This window comes from Sinomicrobium soli (assembly GCF_003285545.1).
GTDB lineage: Bacteria > Bacteroidota > Bacteroidia > Flavobacteriales > Flavobacteriaceae > Sinomicrobium.
This window is the reverse complement of the sequence record NZ_QLNV01000004.1, coordinates 269,483-288,141: the sequence shown is the minus strand read 5'-3', so window position 1 is coordinate 288,141 and position 18,659 is coordinate 269,483. Positions and strand designations below refer to the sequence as shown.

The window sequence follows — 18,659 nt, the reverse complement described above, 5'->3', positions numbered from 1 at the left end:
TACGGCATACTTATGGAAAAAGGACTAAAAAAACGGTTTTCCCAAAAAACAACTCCTTATAAATCGAATACGGAAGTTCTTTTGGTATACATCATGTCCTTGAGCTTGAGCACAAAAGCCAGGGTGAGATAAACCGCAAACCATATCCCGAGGGTAGCAAAAGAGACGTATATAAAAAACAGTCTTACGTTCTTGGCTTTCATCCCAAGCCTGTCGGCAAGGCGCGAGGAAACGGCAAAACCGTGTTTTTCAAAAAAATACCTTATATTATTAAGTGTCTTCACGGCGGCTAAGATAAGGAATTCCTGCAAGAATGCAGCTATTCACACCTCCCGGTTCCCGGCCCCCGACAACAATTGCCTGCCGACAGCGCAGTCGAGGCATCTTCCCGGCTCACAGTAAGCATGGTACAACCGGAGCAATGCCTGGCTTTCTGCGGCATTGGCCGCTGTAACGCCCAGCGCGGCATAGCCCGAAACCACCCTGTTCGTCTCTGCCTCCATCTGCCGGGTCATCGCCATCGCCCCGTCTGCACCTTCCTCCCCCCTGTGGCAATGATAGCAGTACCTGACAGGGATTACGGTATTCAGCAACAACAGGCTGACGAACTGTTGCGAAACCCTTTTTTTCAGAAATCGCGATGTCTTGCCGAACACGTAATGGGTATCCCAGTATTCCGAAGCCTCTCCGTCGAACATATCGTATAATTCGGCGAGATCTTTTGCTTCCACTACGGCAGTAAAAAGCGATTTTCGCCTGTGGTACAGATGAGCGATCTGCGACAGTCTCAGGGTCGGAAAATTGGGCGGGCGAAGCCGGTGAAACCGGGGTATGGCCACATTTTCATTGTGCAGCCGGAACTTGTGCCTAAGGTACAGGTACTCCTGAACGAGCTCTTTTTCATAAGAGTCCCGGACCTCTCCCGTATGCAACAGCCCTGCCTGCCCGAACAGCAGGGCCTCCAGGGCTATCCGGTTTTCCTGTACTTTCCGGATGACGGTAAAACCGACCGATCCGGCTACGCTCCGAAATGCATCTCCGTTAACAGAAAGCCCGAAACTCCCCATGAGGCTTTCAAAAAAAACCGCTTCCCAATCGTTCCGCAACCGCGACAACCTTCCGGCAATACGCTCCGATTTCTGCTGCAGGCGTTCACAGTACAAACGGTCTGTAAAATCCCTGTCCAGGAGGGACACCGCACCGGTCATTTCCCGTTCGCACCGGATAAAATGATAATCCGCTGCCTGAAGATCATTGTACCGCCTGCCCAGAATGCCGGGGATCACCCCCTTAAGGACCACAGCGGGTACCGGGGTGTTATCGGAATAGAACACCGGCATATCGTCTTTCCAGACCACGTGAAGTATCACATTGTCATACGCCTGGTCCCTTTCGTGGTGATGTGCATACCAGTCGGACGATTTCAGGTGTATTTCCACATTTCCCGCCCATAACTGTCCGCCGATGCGAAGCCTCGCATCAAAAAAATCAGGTCCGGAATCCCTGTTGTACTGCCCTGTATTCAATACCTCTACTTCATCCCCTGCCGTGGTCACCAGGGAACGGGCTCCCCATTTCCGGAATCTCCATATATAATGTAAAAGCTCCTCCTTCATAGCCCGAAACAAAAACCAATCTATATTTAATAAGAGAGAAAAAACATATAAATATAGAAAAATATTTACTACAATAAAAATATCCCCCTCTTTCGGGGCCACCTGACTTTTCACCGACACCCTTGAGTACCTGTCAGTGTTCCCGACCCCTGGTTATAATTTTAACCAAACCACTCCTATATTCCTGAAGTACACATGTTTGTAGCAGACTTTTAGGACCTGAAAGGAAGATGCACTGAAGTGCATAGTTTTAAACTTTTTTTGAGACCAATAAAAAAGTTGCAGGAACCGGATTAAAGTTTAACTTTGTATTTCAAAGAACTTTATAATGGAGTCAGAAAAATATCTTAGAGATATCAGTGATATCCGGAACCTGATGCAGCGGTCATCGCGTTTTATATCGCTCAGCGGCCTGTCCGGGATACTCGCAGGCATATATGCCCTCACAGGAGCCGCCATAGCCTATATCCTGGTCACCAGTTCCGGGAGGCCCTACCTCATTCTGGACGGCTATACGTTCAGGATGGTGTTGCTCGACCTGCTGCTTGTAGCCCTGCTCAGCATCGGGACAGCAATATATCTCAGCACCCGGAAAGCCCGGAAAAACGGGGAGAAGATATGGGACAGCGCTTCAAAAAGACTGGTGGTCAATTTCCTGATCCCGATGATAGCAGGAGGATTGTATATCCTGATCATCCTCGATCAGCAAAAATACGGGCAAACCGGTGCCCTTATGCTCATATTTTATGGCCTGGCCCTGGTAAATGCCTCAAAATACAGTCTCGGGGACATTCGCTATCTGGGCTATACCGAGATCGTGCTGGGGCTCATCAGTGCATTGCTCCCGGGCTACGGTTTCTGGCTGTGGGTAGCCGGTTTCGGCATCATGCATATCGTCTATGGCCTGGTCATGTATTTCAAATATGATAAATCCTGAGGTTTGAGCATCATAGACAATATCAATAAAGCCTTTGACCACCGGGTGAGACTGGGTATCATGTCTGTACTGGTAGTCAATGAATACGCTGATTTCAGAAAACTCAAGGAATTACTCGACGTCACCGACGGAAACCTGGCCAGCCACGCCAGGGCCCTGGAGCAGGCCGGTTATATCACGGTACAGAAACAGTTCATCGGGCGTAAACCCAACACCAGGTATATGGCTACAACACAAGGAAAAAATGCATTTCAGGATCATATCGATGCCCTGGAGGCCCTGATCAGAAAAAACACTTAATTTTTTTTATTCATTTACTTTGAAAAACAAAGTACTTTAAAACCATATAGAAATGGAACAACATCAGAAAAACAGCGGCAGGTTCGGCAACTGGATCAGGACATCCGTTACCACCCGAATGATCATCACGGGAACATTGGCTCTTATTCTTCTGGTCCCGCTCTCTTTTGTCGAAGACCTCATCCGCGAGCGCTCCTTCAGAAAACAGGAAGTCATGCGGGAAATAGGTGAAAAATGGGGAGGTGAAGTATTGTTTTACGGCCCCGTACTACAGGTTCCCTATAAAATCCTGAATGAAAAAACCGTGGTCGACCGCGAGACAAAAAAGGTATATACCGAAACTACGGAACACCTGGCCTATGCCTACTTTTTTCCCGAAACACTCGACCTGGACACCGGGATCTCCCCTGAAGAAAAATACTACGGCATATACAAGACAAGCGTTTTCGACAGCCAGATACATATTTCCGGAGCTTTTTCAAAACCCGATTTTTCAGAGGGTGATATCCGCGAAGAACACATATTGTGGGACAAGGCCAGGATACTGATAAAGATATCCAACCAGAAAGGGGTGAGCAATAAGGTAAAAATGCGCCTGAACAAGGGGGAATACCTCTTTAAGTCGTCATACGAAAACAATACTGACAATTACCAGGCTACCGTACCGCTGTACGTCCTCGAAAGCCAGCCCGTTCAGCGCGCCGATCTTCCGGGAACCGAAAACAGTACATTCGGCATGACCCTGGATATACGGGGCAGCAAGCAGATAAGTTTTGTTCCCCTGGGCAAAGAAACCACGGCATCCGTTTCCTCCGACTGGAAAACAGCCAATTTTTTCGGGGAGTTTCTCCCTTATAACGACAACAAGGTTCACGAAAACGGTTTTGACGCCCTGTGGAAGGTCCTCGATATCAACCGCCCTTTCCCTCAGCAGTATTTTCAGACCCCTCCCGACCTGGGCAAATATGCATTCGGGGTCAATTTCATGATCCCCGTAGACGAATACCAGCAGAACGAAAGGTCGGTAAAATACGGTTTCCTGGTCATCGCGCTTACTTTCCTGGCCTTTTTCCTTATCCAGACCATGAGCAGGATAAACATACATCCTTTCCAGTACTTTATGATAGGTCTGGCACTCATCATGTTCTACACCTTACTGGTCTCCATAACGGAGCACAGCAATTTTTTCAGGGCCTATCTGATTTCGGGTACCTCGGTAGTTTTACTGATCGCTGCATATTCCTACACCATTCTGAAATCGGTAAAGTTTCCCATCTTTATCCTGCTCTCCCTGTCGGCCCTCTACACTTTTATATTTATTATCATTCAGCTGGAAAACTACGCCCTGATCACCGGCAGCATAGGACTGTTTATTATCCTGGCCATTGTCATGTTCATTTCACGGAAAATAGACTGGGAAAATTCGTCCGCAATCCCCGTGCATAAACCGGGGGAAACCGGAACGGTTGCCTGAGGTTACCGGGTTATTAGGTTACTGGGTTATTAAGTTATTGAGTGTTGCCTGAATAACTTAATAACCCAGTAACTTATTAACCTATTCTTCCACGATATCTCCCTCCCATTCGAGTATCCCCCCGAGCAGGTTATGGGCCTCTTCAAAACCGAGCTGCTCCATCAACGAACACGCCTGGGCACTCCTTGCTCCCGAACGGCAATACACATAGTACGTCTTGCTCTTGTCGAGTTTTTCCAGTTCATCTATAAAACCCTGTCCCTGCCGGATATCTATATTTATCGCGTTGGGAATATAACCTTCTTCGAATTCTTCCGCGGTTCGCACATCCAGGATCACCGCACTGGAATCATTTTCCAGCTCTTCCACCCATTCCTCTTGAATCAAATCTGCCATAATTGTTATTTTTTTTCAAAATTACACAAAAGTAAAAAATATACCAATGGGTCAATGTGCCAATGAGTCAATGTGCAAATGGGTCAATGGGAGAACAAACCTTATCTTTTTATGGAACATCCTATAGCCTTGGTTGTGGTAATACTGATCTCCCTGCCTTCAAGCATGGCATTTACGGCCTCTTCCGCATAAGGGGTTTCCACCAGGGCAGCATTCTGGTAATTATCGTCTATAGCCCCGATATAACGGACCCGGTTTCCCTGCCCGGTCTTTTCCAGCAGAAAGACATGTGGCGTACGTGAGGCCCCGTATTTAGGCGATATTTTCTGTCCCTCATCCAGCAGATACGGAAACGTAAAGCCTTTTTCCGAAGCGCGTTGCTTCATTTGTTCAAAGCCATCCCCTTCCGATTTTTCAGGATTGTTGGGATTTATGGCGATAACCGGCACACCCTGTGAGCGGTACTTCCTGTCCAGTGCAATGATCCTGTCTTCATAGGCACGGGCATACGGACAGGTATTGCATGTAAAGATCACCAGGTAGCCCCTGGCTTCCTTGTAATCGGACAGCGATACGGTTTTGCCCTCCGTGCTCTTCAGGCTGAAATCTTCTGCAAGGTCTCCCACCTTATACCCGATATCGTCATAAGACGGACTGGCGGCAAAAGAATGCATCAGGGTCAGCAGGGCGAGTAAAAAAAAGTTGGTTTTCATTTTCATCGGTTATTATTTAAAAACGGTAAGTTGATTTTCAAGATCTTCATACGTCAGGGAATTTTCATGGAAAACCCGGTTGTTCCCTTTATATATAAGTGTGGCAGGAAGAGCCCCCGACCACTCGGGGTCCACCTTGGGTATCCAGTCGTTCTGCCTGGGGTCGTCCAGCACTATTACCCTCGACTCCAGCTTCTTTTTACGGATAAAGGGAAGCAGTTGCTCTTCCAGGGTACCAGGCATATCGAGGCTCACGAGCAATACCTCTACTTCATCCTTATCATACTTCCCTGACAAACGCTCAAAATAAGGTAATTCTTCCACACAGGGTTTACACCAGGTGGCCCAGAAGTTGATCACATATATTTTATCCTCCCCCCGGTACAACCAGGGCTCGAAGCCCGCAAAATCATATACCCCGATACGGCCGTCATCCGTCCCGATCACCCGCTTCGGCATCCCCTCTTCCGGAACAGCATTATCTGCCACTGCACTTTCCCGGCCACCCTTTTCCGTCTTACAGGCCACAAGGACCATACAAAACACTATCCCGTTCCACCACTTCATAACAATCCTTTTTTTACCTAATTCCGACATATTATCCTTCCCGGGCTCTAATTTACAAAACATTACGCTACGCAGGACAACATTCGGTTTCCAATCTGAAAATTCGTCAGGATTTTGCATAATACCGGTTTTGCGGGGATTATTAAAATGGTATAAGAAACAAATAGTAAATCTGCAATAAGCCAACCGGGTATTCAGAAGAACAAACCCTTATCCTGAAAAGCAATATTTTGAATATTCCAAGCCAGAAGAAATATCAGCTGTCATACCGTACATCGTCTACTTGGGTGAGTATGGAAAAAAGTCAAGGCAGGTTCTACGTAAAAAACAAATTAAATCAAATTCCGATAAAAATCATTAAATTTGAATAAAAGCACAAAACTAAATAACCGGGTTTTTACCTGTCCTGTATCAGTGATCAGAAAACCGCCCTATCCCTCTTCCTGACCGATATCAATTTTAACAAAAATTTATACTTCCCTCCGTACAGCCATTTCATCTCATTTCTATACATTTGTACATACAATAATTGTACTGACAATGGAAATTGAAAATATCATCAAAACACAAAAGATGCCGGATCATGCCCGTACGGTCATAAACGTCATCTATACCGCACATGAAATTGAGAACAGGATCACCGATGCGGTAAAGCCTTATGATATTTCCATACCGCAGTTCAATGTACTGCGCATCCTGAAAGGCCGGAAAGGCCAGCCGGCCAACCTGTGTACCATCCAGGAACGTATGATCGCCAGGATGAGCAATACTACCCGGATCATAGACAGGCTTATCGACAAGGGGCTGGTGCGCCGCAAGCAGTGCCCGCAAAACCGCAGAAAGGTAGAGATCTTTATTACCCCGGAAGGGCTGGAATTGCTGGACAGGGCCAGTACCGCCGTAACCGCGGTCGAAAAGGAAATCACAGACAGGCTTACGCCCCGGGAAATCGAAGACCTCAATACCGCACTTACACGGCTCAGAAGCCAGAAACCATAAACACAAATATCGAACCGTAAAACAAATAGATACCGTATTGTTAGTTTGCAAACGACGAGATGGCAGGAAGTCGGGAGTCCGCTGCGCTGCGTTCTGAATGACAATTATGACCAGTTCAGAGTCGTGAAACTGACTGACAACTAAGAACTACAAACTAAAAAACTAAACAATGAATCCAGTACTCGAATCCTTACAGTGGAGGTATGCGACCAAGCAGTTCGACGCTTCCCGGAAAATATCCACCGAAGACCTCGAAACCCTCAAAGAAGCCATCAGGCTTTCGGCATCTTCATACGGAATGCAGCCTTATGAGGTTTTTGTCATAGAAGATCCGGAGATCCGCAAACAGCTTCGGGAGGCCTCCTGGGGACAATCCCAGATCACCGACGCCTCTCACCTGATCGTCTTTGCCAGTAAAAAGGATGTCACGGCCGGCGATACCACAGCCTATGTAAACAACGTGAGCAAAACGAGAAATATTCCGGCGGGGAACCTGACGGGCCTCAATGACATGATCAACGACAAGGTTGTCAACCTGCCTGTTGAAACCAAGGCCGTCTGGTCGGCCAAACAGGCATACATCGCCCTGGGCAACCTGCTCTCTGCAGCCGCCCAGTTACGTATAGATGCCTGCCCCATGGAAGGCTTTGATCCCGACGGGTATAACCGCATCCTCAAACTGGAAGAAAAAGGACTGAATGCTGCCGTTATCGCCGCCATAGGGTATCGTTCCGAAAACGATCCGTTCCAGGGACTGCCCAAGGTAAGACAGGCCGCAGAAGATTTTTTTACCGTAGTATAACCGGATACAAACACTATTTTAATATAAACTCTTAATTCCGAAAACATGAAAAATAAATTTGTACAAGCAGCGCTTACCCTCGTAGTGGCCTTTGGAGCATCGGCATTTACGACTGAAAACAACGAAACCAAAGAGGTCGATGTAAAGACAAGCAAGGTCACCTGGAAAGGATATAAGGTTACCGGTTCCCACGAAGGGACCATAGCCCTCCAGAAGGGATCACTCATCTTTGACGGAGATCAGCTTACCGGAGGTGAGTTTGTTGTGGATATGACCTCAATCAGCTCCACGGATCTCGAAGGGGAAAACAAGGATAACCTTGACGGACACCTCAAATCTGACGATTTTTTCGGTATCGGCACACATCCTACGGCCAGCATGGCATTTACCAAGGTAAAACCGGCAGGAAAAAATGCCTACGAGGTTACTGCCGACCTTACCGTTAAAGGCAAGACCCACCCCGTGACCTTCGAACTTTCGGTATACGGAAACAAGGCTACGGGAGCCGTAAAGATCGATCGTACCAAATACGATGTCCGCTACGGGTCCGGTAGCTTTTTCGACAATCTTGGCGACAAGACTATCTACGACGAGTTCGACCTGGTGGTAGACCTCAATTTCTAAACCCGGAAAGGAAAAAAATTACCAGGGGAAAAACACGGGAGGGAGCGGTAATATTATGGCTCCCTTCTCTTTTTGATCACTGTACTCCTTGATCACTGTACTCCGACAACTATGACCAGGGGGCCTGGTTTCAAACCGGGAGTATCACAATCCAAAAGAAAACATACCGGGGTCAGACCTGCAGAAGGACGGTTCCTGTTATTTTTTAAACATATATCAATAAAAAAATGTTATAAAAATGCAGAACCTCTTGCACATTTCATTTTCCTTTCTAAATTTGTATCCAAATAACAGCAATGCATAATTCATTAAACAATATCTGGTGGTGGAGCAACTTACGTCAACACGTCGTGAGCTAAGCCCTTTACAGGTATTTTTTAAGAAAAATATATAAGGCTTGTCAATCACGACAAGCCTTTTTTGTTTTCCGGACCTTATAATTTTCAAAGCACAATGATACACCTGACCACACATTACAAACAAATACTCGCAGACACCATAACTCCCGTCAGCGTTTACCTTAAAATACGCGACAGGTATCCCGGCAGCCTCCTGCTGGAGAGTAGTGACTATCACGCCAACAACAACAGTTTCTCTTATATATGCTGCAATCCCATAGCCAGCATAGAAGTAAAAAAAGGAATTATTACCACTTCCTATCCCGACGGCCGGAGCAAGCAGGCCAACATCGAAAAAAGTACCGATGTACCACAGGCCATACACGATTTTGCCCGTGCGTTCCGGACGGAGGACAACGGGTTTAAATTTATCAATAAAGGGCTTTTCGGCTATATCGCCTACGACGGTGTCCGCCATTTCGAGGATATCGAGATCTCCCGCAAAGAGGATACGCTTGATATCCCGGACATCTATTATGCGGTTTATCAAAACATCATAGCCATCAATCATTTTAAAAACGAGGCTTATATTTTCTGTCACAGTACGGATGGCACCAATAATATTCCGGAGATCGAACAATTGCTCCGCTCCAAAAACTTTGCCACCTACAATTTTACCAAAACCGGGACAGCTGTTTCCAACCTGACCGACGAGGCGTACAAAAAGAGTGTGGAATACGCTAAAAAACACTGTTACCGGGGCGATGTATTTCAACTGGTATTGTCCAGGAGATTTTCCCAGGAATTCAAAGGAGACGAATTTAACGTGTACCGTGCCCTGAGAAGCATTAACCCTTCCCCCTACCTCTTCTTTTTTGATTACGGAAATTTCAAGATATTCGGTTCTTCACCGGAAGCCCAGCTCGTGGTTAAAGACAGAAAAGCGGAAATACACCCCATAGCCGGGACCTTCCGCCGTACCGGAAACGACGAACAGGATACCGTACTTGCCAGGCAACTGGCCGAAGATGCCAAGGAAAATGCCGAGCACGTGATGCTCGTAGACCTCGCCCGGAACGACCTTAGCCGGCACGGACATCATGTAAAAGTAGAAACCTACCGCGAAGTCCAGTTCTTCTCACATGTCATCCACCTTGTCTCTAAAGTAACCGGCAAACTTCATGACCAGGCCTCTACCATGCAGGTCGTCGCCGATACGTTCCCTGCGGGTACGCTCAGCGGAGCGCCTAAACACATGGCCATGCAGCTTATAGATAAATATGAGAACTGTAACCGTGACTTTTATGGCGGCGCCATAGGGTTTATGGATTTTGAGGGTAACTTCAACCATGCGATCATGATCCGGACCTTTCTCAGCAAAAACCACAGACTATATTACCAGGCGGGGGCCGGGATCGTATCCGAATCGAGCCCCGAAAGCGAATTACAGGAGGTCTTTAACAAACTCGGGGCCCTGAACAAAGCCATGGACCTGGCCGAAAGCATTTAATCACGTCCTACCAATACAAGAACAGCAAAGTGATGAAAACACAGAAAATACTGGTTATCGATAATTACGACAGTTTCACATACAACCTCGTACATTATCTCGAAGACCTCGGAGGAGAAGTTACCGTAAAGCGCAATGACCAGCTTCAACTGGAAGAAGCCGAAGGGTTTGACAAGATACTGCTGTCGCCCGGTCCCGGAATTCCGGATGAAGCCGGCCTTCTCAAAGACATCATCAGGAAATATGCCCCGACCAAGAGCATTCTCGGGGTCTGTCTCGGCCAGCAGGCCATAGGCGAAGTCTTCGGCGGAAAGATCATTAACCTGAATAAGGTATATCACGGGGTGGCCACCAGGGTGACCATCACCGTAGACGACGAACCGCTTTTCAGGGGCCTGGACAGGGAGATCGAAGCGGGCCGTTACCATTCCTGGGTCGTGGACCCCGAACTTCCGGAAGTCCTCGAAGCCACTTCGTTTGACGAGAACGGACAGGTCATGTCGCTCCGCCACCGGGAATTCGATGTCAGGGGAGTACAGTACCACCCCGAATCGGTACTCACCCCGGACGGGAAAAGGATACTTGAGAACTGGCTTCGCCCATCCCCGTAAGGGCGTATTGCAATACGCCCTTACCGTAACCCCAATCCTGATAAGTAAAGACGTATGATTATACGTCTCATGATAAGTAAAGATGCATGATTATGCGTCTCAACATAAACCCTTTCAAGCATGAAAGCCATACTAAACAGACTGATCAATCACGAAACCATTTCCAAGGAAGAAGCCAGGAACGTGCTGGTAAATATCTCCGGGGGAGCGTACAACACCAGCCAGATCGCTGCATTTCTTACGGTTTATATGATGCGCAGCATTACCGTGGAAGAACTGGAAGGCTTCCGAGATGCCCTGCTGGAACTGTGTATAGCAGTAGACCTCAACGGCACCGAGGTTATTGATCTCTGCGGTACCGGGGGAGACGGAAAAGACACTTTTAACATCTCGACCCTGGCTTCCTTTGTCACCGCCGGTGCAGGGGTGCCGGTAGCCAAACACGGAAATTACGGGGTATCCTCAAAATGTGGTTCCAGCAATGTCATGGAATTTCTCGGGATACGGTTTTCCAGTGACATGGACTTTCTCCGGAGGTCACTGGACGAAACCAACATCTGCGTCCTTCACGCCCCGCTGTTTCACCCGGCCATGAAAAACGTGGGCCCCATCCGGAAGGAACTGGCCGTGAAAACGTTTTTCAATATGCTGGGACCGATGGTTAATCCTGCCTTTCCGAAAAACCAGATGGTAGGCGTATTCAACCTGGAACTGGCACGGATGTACGGATACCTGTACCAGAATACGGACAAGAATTACACCATCCTCCATACCCTGGACGGTTATGACGAGCTGTCGCTTACCGGTCCGGCCAAGGCGATCCGGAACCAGTCGGAAGAAATGCTTTCCCCGTCTGATTTCGGACTGGCGCCGTTGCAACAGGATGCCATAAAAGGCGGAAACTCCATCGAGGAATCCGCTGCCATTTTCATGAATGTACTGCAGGGAAAAGGTACAGAGGCACAGAACAATGTCGTCTGTGCCAATGCCGCACTGGCCATTGCCACAACCCGGCAGATCGCCCCGCAACAGGCCCTCGGTATGGCCCGGGAAAGCCTGGAATCCGGGAAGGCGCTCCACGCCCTGAAAAAACTCCGGGACATCTCCGCCGATTAAAGCCGGTATCTTATCGTTAACTTTAAAAAACTGAAAAAAATGTCTGATATACTGGACAGGATCATCACCGATAAACGCAGGGAAGTCGCCTTGAAAAAAGCACTTATCCCGGTCGCCCAGCTGGAAGCCTCGACGCTGTTTGAAAGACCCACCCTCTCCCTGGCTTCCAGGCTCAGGGAAAGCCTTACGGGAATTATCGCAGAACACAAACGGCGATCGCCTTCCCGGGCCGTCATCAACCACGACCTCAGCGTATACGACGTAGCCGCGGGTTACGAGAAAGCCGGGGTCTGCGGCATATCCGTCCTTACCGACGGAAAATACTTCGGAGGCTCTCCCGAAGACCTCTGGCTCGCCAGGGCCAGCACCTCCGTGCCCCTGCTGCGGAAAGAATTCATTATCGACGAATACCAGCTCATAGAAGCCAGGGCCTACGGGGCAGATGTCATTCTCCTTATCGCATCGGTACTGACCAGAGAAGAGATCAAATCCTTTTCCGAACTGGCCCGCAGCCTTTCCCTGGAAGTCCTTCTCGAGGTCCACAATGAAGAAGAACTGCACAAATCGGTAATGCCTTCACTGGATATGCTGGGGGTCAATAACCGCAACCTGAAAACCTTTGAGGTAAGCATAGAAACCAGTGAAAAACTGTCGGCCCTGATCCCGGACGATTTCGTAAAAGTGTCCGAAAGCGGGATCAGCGATCACAATACCATTACGGGACTAAGGGATTTCGGGTACCGGGGATTCCTCGTCGGAGAAAATTTTATGAAAACCGGTAATCCCGGTGAAAGCGCAGCTGCTTTTATCAGGAAACTAACAACTTGACAAGCCATGCCCGTAAAACTCAAGATATGCGGTATGAAATACCCGGACAATATCAGGGAAATCGCCGGATTAAAGCCGGATTACCTCGGGTTCATCTTTTACGACAGGTCTCCGAGATATTTTGAAGGGGATATGCCGGAAGTACCTCGGGAAATAAAGAAGACCGGGGTATTTGTAAACGCGACGGTCCGCGAGATCGCCGAAAAGGTGGGCCGCTTCGGCTTACAGGCCGTACAACTGCACGGCGGGGAAACCGCGGCATATTGCAGGGAACTCCGGGAGGCCCTGCCGGGAACGGAGATCATCAAGGTCTTTTCAGTAAAGGACAAGTTCGATTTCGGGCAGCTCTTTCCTTTTGAGGACACTGCAGACTATTTCCTTTTCGACACCAGGGGGAAACACCCCGGGGGAAACGGGTATACCTTCGACTGGAAGGTGCTTAAAGACTACCCTTCCGGGAAGCCTTTTTTCCTGAGCGGGGGAATCGGGCCGGAAGAGGGGAATAACGTCCTGGAATTCCTCAGCAGCCCTGAATACGGTAATGTAGCGGGTTTGTGCCATGCAGTCGATGTAAACAGCAGGTTTGAAACAGCACCCGGTTATAAGAACACCGGAAAACTAAAAGAATTTAAATCGAAAATACTATGTCAGCACCAGTAAAAAGTTCTGCTCCGATCGGCGGAAATGCAGGTAAAGGCGCCTATCACGTCAGCGAACGGGGATATTACGGCGAGTTCGGGGGAGCTTTTATCCCGGAAATGCTATATCCGAACGTAGAAGAACTGCGGCGGAAATACCTTGAAATCATGAGTGACCCTTCTTTTAAGGAAGAGTTCAACCAGCTTCTGAAAAATTATGTAGGACGCCCTTCCCCGCTGTATTTCGCCAGGCGGATGTCTGAAAAATACGGGACGCGTATCTACCTGAAACGGGAAGACCTCAACCACACCGGGGCACATAAGATCAACAATACCATAGGACAGATCCTTATGGCCAGGCGCCTCGGGAAAACAAGGATCATTGCCGAAACAGGCGCAGGGCAACACGGGGTGGCCACGGCTACCGTCTGTGCCCTTACGGGAATGGAATGTGTGGTGTATATGGGCGAGATCGATATTGCCCGGCAGGCGCCCAATGTGGCCCGTATGAAAATGCTGGGCGCTGAAGTGCGCCCCGCACTTTCCGGAAGCCGGACCCTGAAAGACGCCACCAACGAAGCCATACGCGACTGGATCAACAATCCCGTAGACACCCATTACATTATCGGTTCGGCTATAGGGCCGCATCCCTATCCCGATATGGTGACCCGCTTCCAGAGTGTGATCTCCGAAGAGATCAGAACGCAGCTTCTCGAACACGAAGGCAGGGAAAACCCGGACTATGTAGTAGCCTGTATAGGGGGTGGCAGTAATGCAGCCGGAACTTTTTACCACTTCCTCGACGAAGAAAATGTAGGCATCATCGCAGTAGAAGCAGCGGGTAAAGGAATTGACTCCGGAGAAAGTGCCGCTACTTCGGTACTGGGGCACAAAGGGATCATCCACGGATGCAAAACACTGCTGATGCAGACTGAAGACGGACAGATCACGGAGCCGTATTCCATTTCGGCCGGGCTGGACTATCCGGGGGTAGGGCCCATGCATGCCCACCTGTTTACTTCGGGAAGGGCCGAATTCAAAGCCATAACAGATGACGATGCCATGAAAGCCGGACTGGAACTGTGCCAGCTCGAAGGGATCATTCCCGCCATTGAGAGCAGCCATGCCCTGGCCGTTTTTGAACAGCGGGAATTCGGTAAGGACGATATTGTAGTCGTAGCCCTGTCCGGCCGCGGCGACAAAGACCTGAATACCTATATCGATCACTTCAGCCTTTAACCGCAGTACGGACAGGCCCGAAGGCCTGTTCCTCATGTATTACAGACAAATCATACACCTATATGACCACAAACAGAATTCACCAGAAACTACAGGAAGACAAAAAGATCCTGTCCATATATTTTACCGCCGGCTATCCTGCCCTGGAAGATACGGCAACCATCATTGAAAAACTACAGGACAGCGGAGCGGATATGCTGGAGATCGGATTGCCCTTCAGCGATCCCCTCGCAGATGGCCCTACCATACAGGAAAGCTCTACGCAGGCGCTGAAAAACGGCATGACGACCGGTAAACTCTTCGAACAGCTGAAAGGCATCAGGAATACCGTACACATCCCCCTGATCATTATGGGATATTTCAATCCCGTCATGCAATACGGGGTCGAGGCTTTTTGTGCAAAATGCGCAGAAACCGGGATTGACGGACTTATTATTCCCGACCTTCCCGTCGATGTCTATCAGGAAGAGTATAAACCGCTGTTCGAAAAATACGGGCTGGCCAATATCTTCCTCATCACCCCACAAACCCCTGACGACCGTATCCGCTATATCGACTCCGTATCCGGCGGGTTTATCTATATGGTCAGTTCTGCCAGTGTTACCGGGGCAAAAAATACTTTCGGGGATACACAGAAACAGTATTTCGAACGCATATATAACTTACAGCTGAAAAACCCGCAGATCGTCGGGTTCGGTATCAGCAATGCCGACACTTTCGAAGCAGCCACCAAAAGGGCCAAAGGCGCCATCATCGGTTCGGCTTTTATCAGGTTCCTGAACGAAAAGGGCGTCGACGCCATTCCCGGGTTTATCAGTTCGGTCCGGTAACCCCGAAACCACACGGCTGATTTGCCCTGTACACTGAATCTTTAAGCTTCCCGTTCGTTCATTTGAACGGAATTTCCTAACTTGTAGCGAAGTTTAACCAAATGATTCAACAAATGGGAAAAGGAGACAAAAAGACCAGAAGAGGAAAAATAATCATGGGGTCATACGGAAAATTACGCCCCAGGCGCCGTAAGTTCAGAGTGCGTTCCAGGCACGTCAAGGCAGAGGCCCCGGACCCGGGGAACTCATAACCTCAGCAACACATTGCACAAAGGCCATTCCCGCAACCGGAAATGGCCTTTGTATATTAAAGATATTACAGTTTTAATAAGCTTTGGCAAACAGCACTCTTCGCTTTGACGGTTTGCCGCTGTATATGCAGCGCCCTTCTTCCTCCCCGGCATCCAGGGGAATACAGCGTATGGTGGCCTTGGTCTGCTCTTTAATGGCTTCTTCGGTCTCCGAAGTACCGTCCCAGTGAGCGGAAAGGAAACCGCCTTTAGATTCCAGCAGGTCTTTAAACGTTTCGAAAGAATCCACTTTTGTGATATGCGCTTCCCGGTAGTTCAGCGCTTTCCGGTATATATTGTCCTGTATTTCGTTCAGCAGGAATGTGATTCGGTCTACGACATCTTCTCCCTTTACACTTTCTTTTTCCAGGGTATCCCGGCGCGCAACCTCATAGGTGCCGTTCTCCAGGTCCCTGGGCCCTATGGCCAGGCGTACCGGAACCCCCTTAAGCTCGTATTCGTTGAATTTCCACCCGGGCTTATGTGTATCCCTGTTGTCGTATTTTACGGAAACCCCCTTGCTTCGCAGGGTTTTTACCAGGGGTTCCACATGAGCGGAAATAGCTTCCAGCTGGTCTTCGCCCTTGTAAATAGGCACGATAACCACCTGTATGGGGGCCAGTTTCGGGGGGAGCACCAGTCCGTTATCATCACTGTGCGTCATGATCAGGGCACCCATCAGCCGGGTAGATACTCCCCAGGAAGTAGCCCATACATATTCCTGCTGCCCGTCCTTACCTGCAAACTTCACATCGAAAGCCTTGGCAAAATTCTGCCCCAGGAAATGCGAGGTCCCGGCCTGTAAGGCTTTACCGTCCTGCATCAGTGCCTCGATACAATAGGTCTCCACCGCACCGGCAAAACGCTCGCTTTCAGATTTCACTCCCTTGATGACGGGAACCCCCATAAAGTTTTCGGCAAAATCGGCATATATCTCCATCATCTGCTCCGCCTCGGCTATGGCCTCTTCCTTCGTAGCATGTGCCGTATGACCTTCCTGCCACAGAAATTCCGCAGTACGCAGAAACAGCCGGGTACGCATCTCCCAGCGCACCACATTGGCCCACTGGTTGACCAGCACGGGCAGGTCGCGGTACGACTGTATCCACTTGCGGTAGGTATCCCAGATAATGGTCTCCGAAGTAGGGCGTACAATAAGCTCCTCCTCCAGTTTCGCCTCGGGGTCTACCACCACGCCGCTACCGTCTTCGGCATTCTTGAGCCGGTAATGGGTAACGACTGCACACTCCTTGGCAAAACCTTCCACATGATCGGCCTCCCTGCTCAGGTATGATTTCGGAATAAACAGGGGGAAATAGGCGTTCTGATGGCCTGTTTCCTTAAACATGCGGTCCAGTTCAGCCTGCATCTTTTCCCAGATGGCATAGCCGTAAGGTTTTATAACCATACACCCCCGTACTCCCGAGTTTTCGGCAAGGTCGGCCTTGATGACCAGTTCGTTATACCACCTGGAATAATCTTCGCTTCGCTTCGTTAAGTTCTTACCCATTATCTGTAGTTTGGCACAAATATTGCACTTCTGTTAAAGTAGAAAATAGTTTGGCAAAACTAACTATTTTTGTTATGTTCAACAATAAAATTTTGCAATGATGAATACTTTAAAACATATTAAAAAATTCCGTTTTCTGCTTGCTGGTGCAGTCTCCGGGATATTCCTGTCGTCCTGCGGTTCCTACCAGCAGGCCTCCTATTACGACTCCGACGGGATTTACGGGGAGGCTACCGATTACAGTTACGGAAGGGCCCAGGAACAATACAGTGGCAACAGGGAAGCACAACCCTCCGGGTACCAGGCGTATTTTTCCCGGAAATCGGAAGAATTCGACGCCATGACCAGCAACGATTATATCTTTACCGACGTCGAGGGATATTCCAGCAACCAGGTAAACGACTCTGCCGATGTCGTAGCCGGTGATTATCGCTACGATTACGAGGGCGGATACCCCGGATGGGGAGATAACCCCCAGACCACATCGGTAAACATCTACAACAATTCCTGGGGCGGATGGTATAACCCTTACTGGGGTGGCGGATGGCACAGTCCCTATTGGGGAGGTGGATGGTACGACCCCTACTGGGGAGGAGCCTGGGGTTACAACTCCTGGTACTACAGCGGATGGTACGGCCCGGGATGGGGCATCGGATGGAACCACTGGGGCATGTATCCTTACTGGGGTGGCTACTATCATCACTATCGCCCGTATTATTACGACTACGGAAGAAGGACTTATGCCTATACGAATACGAGAAGGTATTACAACAGGAGTGGTGTAACCAGTACAGACAGAAGGTCGTCATACAGAGGCACATCGACCAACAGGAGTTCCTACAGGAACAGTTCAGATGTGAGCACCAACCGGAGATCGTACCGCAACAGCAGTGAGGCCAGTACCAGCAGGAGGACCTACAGGAACAGTTCGAATGTCAATGCAGGAAGAAACACGTACAGAAGTTCCAACTCAAATGCTACAAACCGCCGTACCTACAGGAGCAGTAATTCCGGCAACACCAACAGGTCGTACAGGAGCAACAGTTCCCGAAACACCCGGAATGCAGCACCGCGGACTTCCACCTACAGGAGGTCGTACAGCACGCCTTCAAGAACGACCAGGAGCAGCAGCCCGTCTATGCGTTCTTCGAGCCCTTCGAGGTCTTCAGGAGGCGGAGCTACACGGTCTACCTCGCGCAGCAGCGGCGGAAGAAGATAGTAAGGGAAGAAGCCGGAAATAAAGTATTCATCATTGCCCCCCGCTAATCCGGCTTCCCCGAAACCAGTACCGCAAAAACAAAAACCTGATATACGGAAACAA

21 protein-coding genes are annotated in these 18,659 nt (G+C 49.1%); 15 read left to right on the top strand and 6 right to left on the bottom strand.

The genetic code is table 11. The annotated features are described in order from the left end of the window. Nucleotides 1–56: 56 nt before the first annotated feature. Both DN748_RS06960 and DN748_RS06955 read right to left on the bottom strand, forming a co-directional pair. The gene (locus DN748_RS06960) at nt 57–284 is read right to left on the bottom strand and encodes a PspC domain-containing protein (RefSeq protein WP_112371162.1); all 228 of its coding nucleotides are present in this window, start codon (nt 282–284) and stop codon (nt 57–59) included. Between the two features lie 39 nt (nt 285–323). After that, on the bottom strand, nt 324–1,616 hold the full coding sequence (locus DN748_RS06955) for a DUF2851 family protein (RefSeq protein ID WP_146746569.1): 1,293 nt from the start codon (nt 1,614–1,616) through the stop codon (nt 324–326). Between the two features lie 328 nt (nt 1,617–1,944). Between DN748_RS06955 and DN748_RS06950 the strand changes: the two genes are divergently transcribed. Genes DN748_RS06950 through creD form a run of 3 tightly spaced genes read left to right on the top strand, consistent with a single transcriptional unit; the run spans nt 1,945 to nt 4,327 of the window. After that, the gene (locus tag DN748_RS06950; RefSeq protein WP_112371050.1) at nt 1,945–2,553 is read left to right on the top strand and encodes a hypothetical protein; all 609 of its coding nucleotides are present in this window, start codon (nt 1,945–1,947) and stop codon (nt 2,551–2,553) included. 3 nt (nt 2,554–2,556) lie between these two features. Then, entirely contained in the window at nt 2,557–2,853 is a 297-nt protein-coding gene (locus DN748_RS06945) for a winged helix-turn-helix domain-containing protein (RefSeq protein ID WP_112371049.1), read from the top strand. Nucleotides 2,854–2,905: 52 nt separating this feature from the next. Then, complete coding sequence (creD, locus tag DN748_RS06940) at nt 2,906–4,327, top strand: cell envelope integrity protein CreD (protein ID WP_112371048.1); 1,422 nt, start codon at nt 2,906–2,908, stop codon at nt 4,325–4,327. An 81-nt stretch (nt 4,328–4,408) separates the two neighbouring features. Here creD and DN748_RS06935 read toward each other — a convergent pair whose 3' ends face one another. The 3 genes from DN748_RS06935 to DN748_RS06925 all read right to left on the bottom strand — a co-directional run bounded on the left by DN748_RS06935 (nt 4,409) and on the right by DN748_RS06925 (nt 6,003). Then, nucleotides 4,409–4,723, bottom strand: a complete 315-nt coding sequence (locus DN748_RS06935) for a rhodanese-like domain-containing protein (protein ID WP_112371047.1) — start codon at nt 4,721–4,723, stop codon at nt 4,409–4,411. A 101-nt stretch (nt 4,724–4,824) separates the two neighbouring features. After that, the gene (locus tag DN748_RS06930; RefSeq protein ID WP_112371161.1) at nt 4,825–5,436 is read right to left on the bottom strand and encodes a thioredoxin family protein; all 612 of its coding nucleotides are present in this window, start codon (nt 5,434–5,436) and stop codon (nt 4,825–4,827) included. A 12-nt stretch (nt 5,437–5,448) separates the two neighbouring features. Next, nucleotides 5,449–6,003, bottom strand: coding sequence for a TlpA disulfide reductase family protein (locus DN748_RS06925; protein WP_112371160.1), 555 nt, complete (start codon nt 6,001–6,003; stop codon nt 5,449–5,451). A 540-nt stretch (nt 6,004–6,543) separates the two neighbouring features. On the opposite strand from DN748_RS06925, the gene DN748_RS06920 reads away from it, so the two are divergent. The 11 genes from DN748_RS06920 to DN748_RS06865 all read left to right on the top strand — a co-directional run bounded on the left by DN748_RS06920 (nt 6,544) and on the right by DN748_RS06865 (nt 15,789). After that, nucleotides 6,544–7,002 carry a MarR family winged helix-turn-helix transcriptional regulator gene (locus DN748_RS06920; protein WP_112371046.1) on the top strand — a complete coding sequence of 153 codons (459 nt, stop codon included), beginning with the start codon at nt 6,544–6,546 and terminating at the stop codon, nt 7,000–7,002. Nucleotides 7,003–7,171: 169 nt separating this feature from the next. After that, a complete protein-coding gene (locus tag DN748_RS06915; protein ID WP_112371045.1) occupies nt 7,172–7,804 on the top strand; it encodes an NAD(P)H-dependent oxidoreductase in 633 nt (210 codons plus the stop codon). 45 nt (nt 7,805–7,849) lie between these two features. Continuing rightward, complete coding sequence (locus tag DN748_RS06910; protein WP_112371044.1) at nt 7,850–8,428, top strand: YceI family protein; 579 nt, start codon at nt 7,850–7,852, stop codon at nt 8,426–8,428. A 453-nt stretch (nt 8,429–8,881) separates the two neighbouring features. Further along, nucleotides 8,882–10,276 carry an anthranilate synthase component I family protein gene (locus DN748_RS06900; protein WP_112371159.1) on the top strand — a complete coding sequence of 465 codons (1,395 nt, stop codon included), beginning with the start codon at nt 8,882–8,884 and terminating at the stop codon, nt 10,274–10,276. Between the two features lie 32 nt (nt 10,277–10,308). After that, nucleotides 10,309–10,887 carry an anthranilate synthase component II gene (locus DN748_RS06895; RefSeq protein WP_112371042.1) on the top strand — a complete coding sequence of 193 codons (579 nt, stop codon included), beginning with the start codon at nt 10,309–10,311 and terminating at the stop codon, nt 10,885–10,887. 120 nt (nt 10,888–11,007) lie between these two features. After that, nucleotides 11,008–12,003: an anthranilate phosphoribosyltransferase gene (gene trpD / locus DN748_RS06890; protein WP_112371041.1), complete on the top strand. Its 996-nt coding sequence runs from the start codon at nt 11,008–11,010 to the stop codon at nt 12,001–12,003. Nucleotides 12,004–12,042: 39 nt separating this feature from the next. Further along, nucleotides 12,043–12,831, top strand: coding sequence for an indole-3-glycerol phosphate synthase TrpC (trpC, locus tag DN748_RS06885; protein WP_112371040.1), 789 nt, complete (start codon nt 12,043–12,045; stop codon nt 12,829–12,831). 33 nt (nt 12,832–12,864) lie between these two features. Continuing rightward, on the top strand, nt 12,865–13,491 hold the full coding sequence (locus tag DN748_RS06880; protein WP_112371158.1) for a phosphoribosylanthranilate isomerase: 627 nt from the start codon (nt 12,865–12,867) through the stop codon (nt 13,489–13,491). Further along, nucleotides 13,476–14,708 carry a tryptophan synthase subunit beta gene (trpB, locus tag DN748_RS06875; protein WP_112371039.1) on the top strand — a complete coding sequence of 411 codons (1,233 nt, stop codon included), beginning with the start codon at nt 13,476–13,478 and terminating at the stop codon, nt 14,706–14,708. Before DN748_RS06880 ends, trpB begins: the two co-directional genes overlap by 16 nt. Before the next feature lie 62 nt (nt 14,709–14,770). Further along, nucleotides 14,771–15,538 (top strand): tryptophan synthase subunit alpha, encoded by a 768-nt coding sequence (gene trpA, locus DN748_RS06870; protein WP_112371038.1) that lies wholly within the window; start codon nt 14,771–14,773, stop codon nt 15,536–15,538. Nucleotides 15,539–15,651: 113 nt separating this feature from the next. Continuing rightward, nucleotides 15,652–15,789 carry a 30S ribosomal protein THX gene (locus DN748_RS06865; RefSeq protein ID WP_112371037.1) on the top strand — a complete coding sequence of 46 codons (138 nt, stop codon included), beginning with the start codon at nt 15,652–15,654 and terminating at the stop codon, nt 15,787–15,789. 73 nt (nt 15,790–15,862) lie between these two features. Here DN748_RS06865 and proS read toward each other — a convergent pair whose 3' ends face one another. Then, a complete protein-coding gene (gene proS, locus DN748_RS06860) occupies nt 15,863–17,338 on the bottom strand; it encodes a proline--tRNA ligase (protein WP_112371036.1) in 1,476 nt (491 codons plus the stop codon). Nucleotides 17,339–17,435: 97 nt separating this feature from the next. Here proS and DN748_RS06855 point away from each other — a divergent pair, with 97 nt between their 5' ends. After that, a complete protein-coding gene (locus DN748_RS06855; RefSeq protein ID WP_146746568.1) occupies nt 17,436–18,557 on the top strand; it encodes a hypothetical protein in 1,122 nt (373 codons plus the stop codon). Nucleotides 18,558–18,659 lie beyond the last annotated feature (102 nt).

Coding starts and splice junctions, on each gene's coding strand:
- DN748_RS06865 (WP_112371037.1), top strand. CDS start 15,652: ATGGGAAAAGGAGACAAAAAGACCAGAAGAGGAAAAATAATCATGGGG.
- DN748_RS06855 (WP_146746568.1), top strand. CDS start 17,436: ATGATGAATACTTTAAAACATATTAAAAAATTCCGTTTTCTGCTTGCT.
- DN748_RS06925 (WP_112371160.1), bottom strand. CDS start 6,003: ATGAAGTGGTGGAACGGGATAGTGTTTTGTATGGTCCTTGTGGCCTGT.
- creD (WP_112371048.1), top strand. CDS start 2,906: ATGGAACAACATCAGAAAAACAGCGGCAGGTTCGGCAACTGGATCAGG.
- DN748_RS06895 (WP_112371042.1), top strand. CDS start 10,309: ATGAAAACACAGAAAATACTGGTTATCGATAATTACGACAGTTTCACA.
- DN748_RS06900 (WP_112371159.1), top strand. CDS start 8,882: ATGATACACCTGACCACACATTACAAACAAATACTCGCAGACACCATA.
- DN748_RS06880 (WP_112371158.1), top strand. CDS start 12,865: ATGAAATACCCGGACAATATCAGGGAAATCGCCGGATTAAAGCCGGAT.
- DN748_RS06955 (WP_146746569.1), bottom strand. CDS start 1,616: ATGAAGGAGGAGCTTTTACATTATATATGGAGATTCCGGAAATGGGGA.
- trpA (WP_112371038.1), top strand. CDS start 14,771: ATGACCACAAACAGAATTCACCAGAAACTACAGGAAGACAAAAAGATC.
- DN748_RS06920 (WP_112371046.1), top strand. CDS start 6,544: ATGGAAATTGAAAATATCATCAAAACACAAAAGATGCCGGATCATGCC.
- trpC (WP_112371040.1), top strand. CDS start 12,043: ATGTCTGATATACTGGACAGGATCATCACCGATAAACGCAGGGAAGTC.
- DN748_RS06950 (WP_112371050.1), top strand. CDS start 1,945: ATGGAGTCAGAAAAATATCTTAGAGATATCAGTGATATCCGGAACCTG.
- DN748_RS06915 (WP_112371045.1), top strand. CDS start 7,172: ATGAATCCAGTACTCGAATCCTTACAGTGGAGGTATGCGACCAAGCAG.
- DN748_RS06930 (WP_112371161.1), bottom strand. CDS start 5,436: ATGAAAACCAACTTTTTTTTACTCGCCCTGCTGACCCTGATGCATTCT.
- trpD (WP_112371041.1), top strand. CDS start 11,008: ATGAAAGCCATACTAAACAGACTGATCAATCACGAAACCATTTCCAAG.
- DN748_RS06935 (WP_112371047.1), bottom strand. CDS start 4,723: ATGGCAGATTTGATTCAAGAGGAATGGGTGGAAGAGCTGGAAAATGAT.
- trpB (WP_112371039.1), top strand. CDS start 13,476: ATGTCAGCACCAGTAAAAAGTTCTGCTCCGATCGGCGGAAATGCAGGT.
- proS (WP_112371036.1), bottom strand. CDS start 17,338: ATGGGTAAGAACTTAACGAAGCGAAGCGAAGATTATTCCAGGTGGTAT.
- DN748_RS06910 (WP_112371044.1), top strand. CDS start 7,850: ATGAAAAATAAATTTGTACAAGCAGCGCTTACCCTCGTAGTGGCCTTT.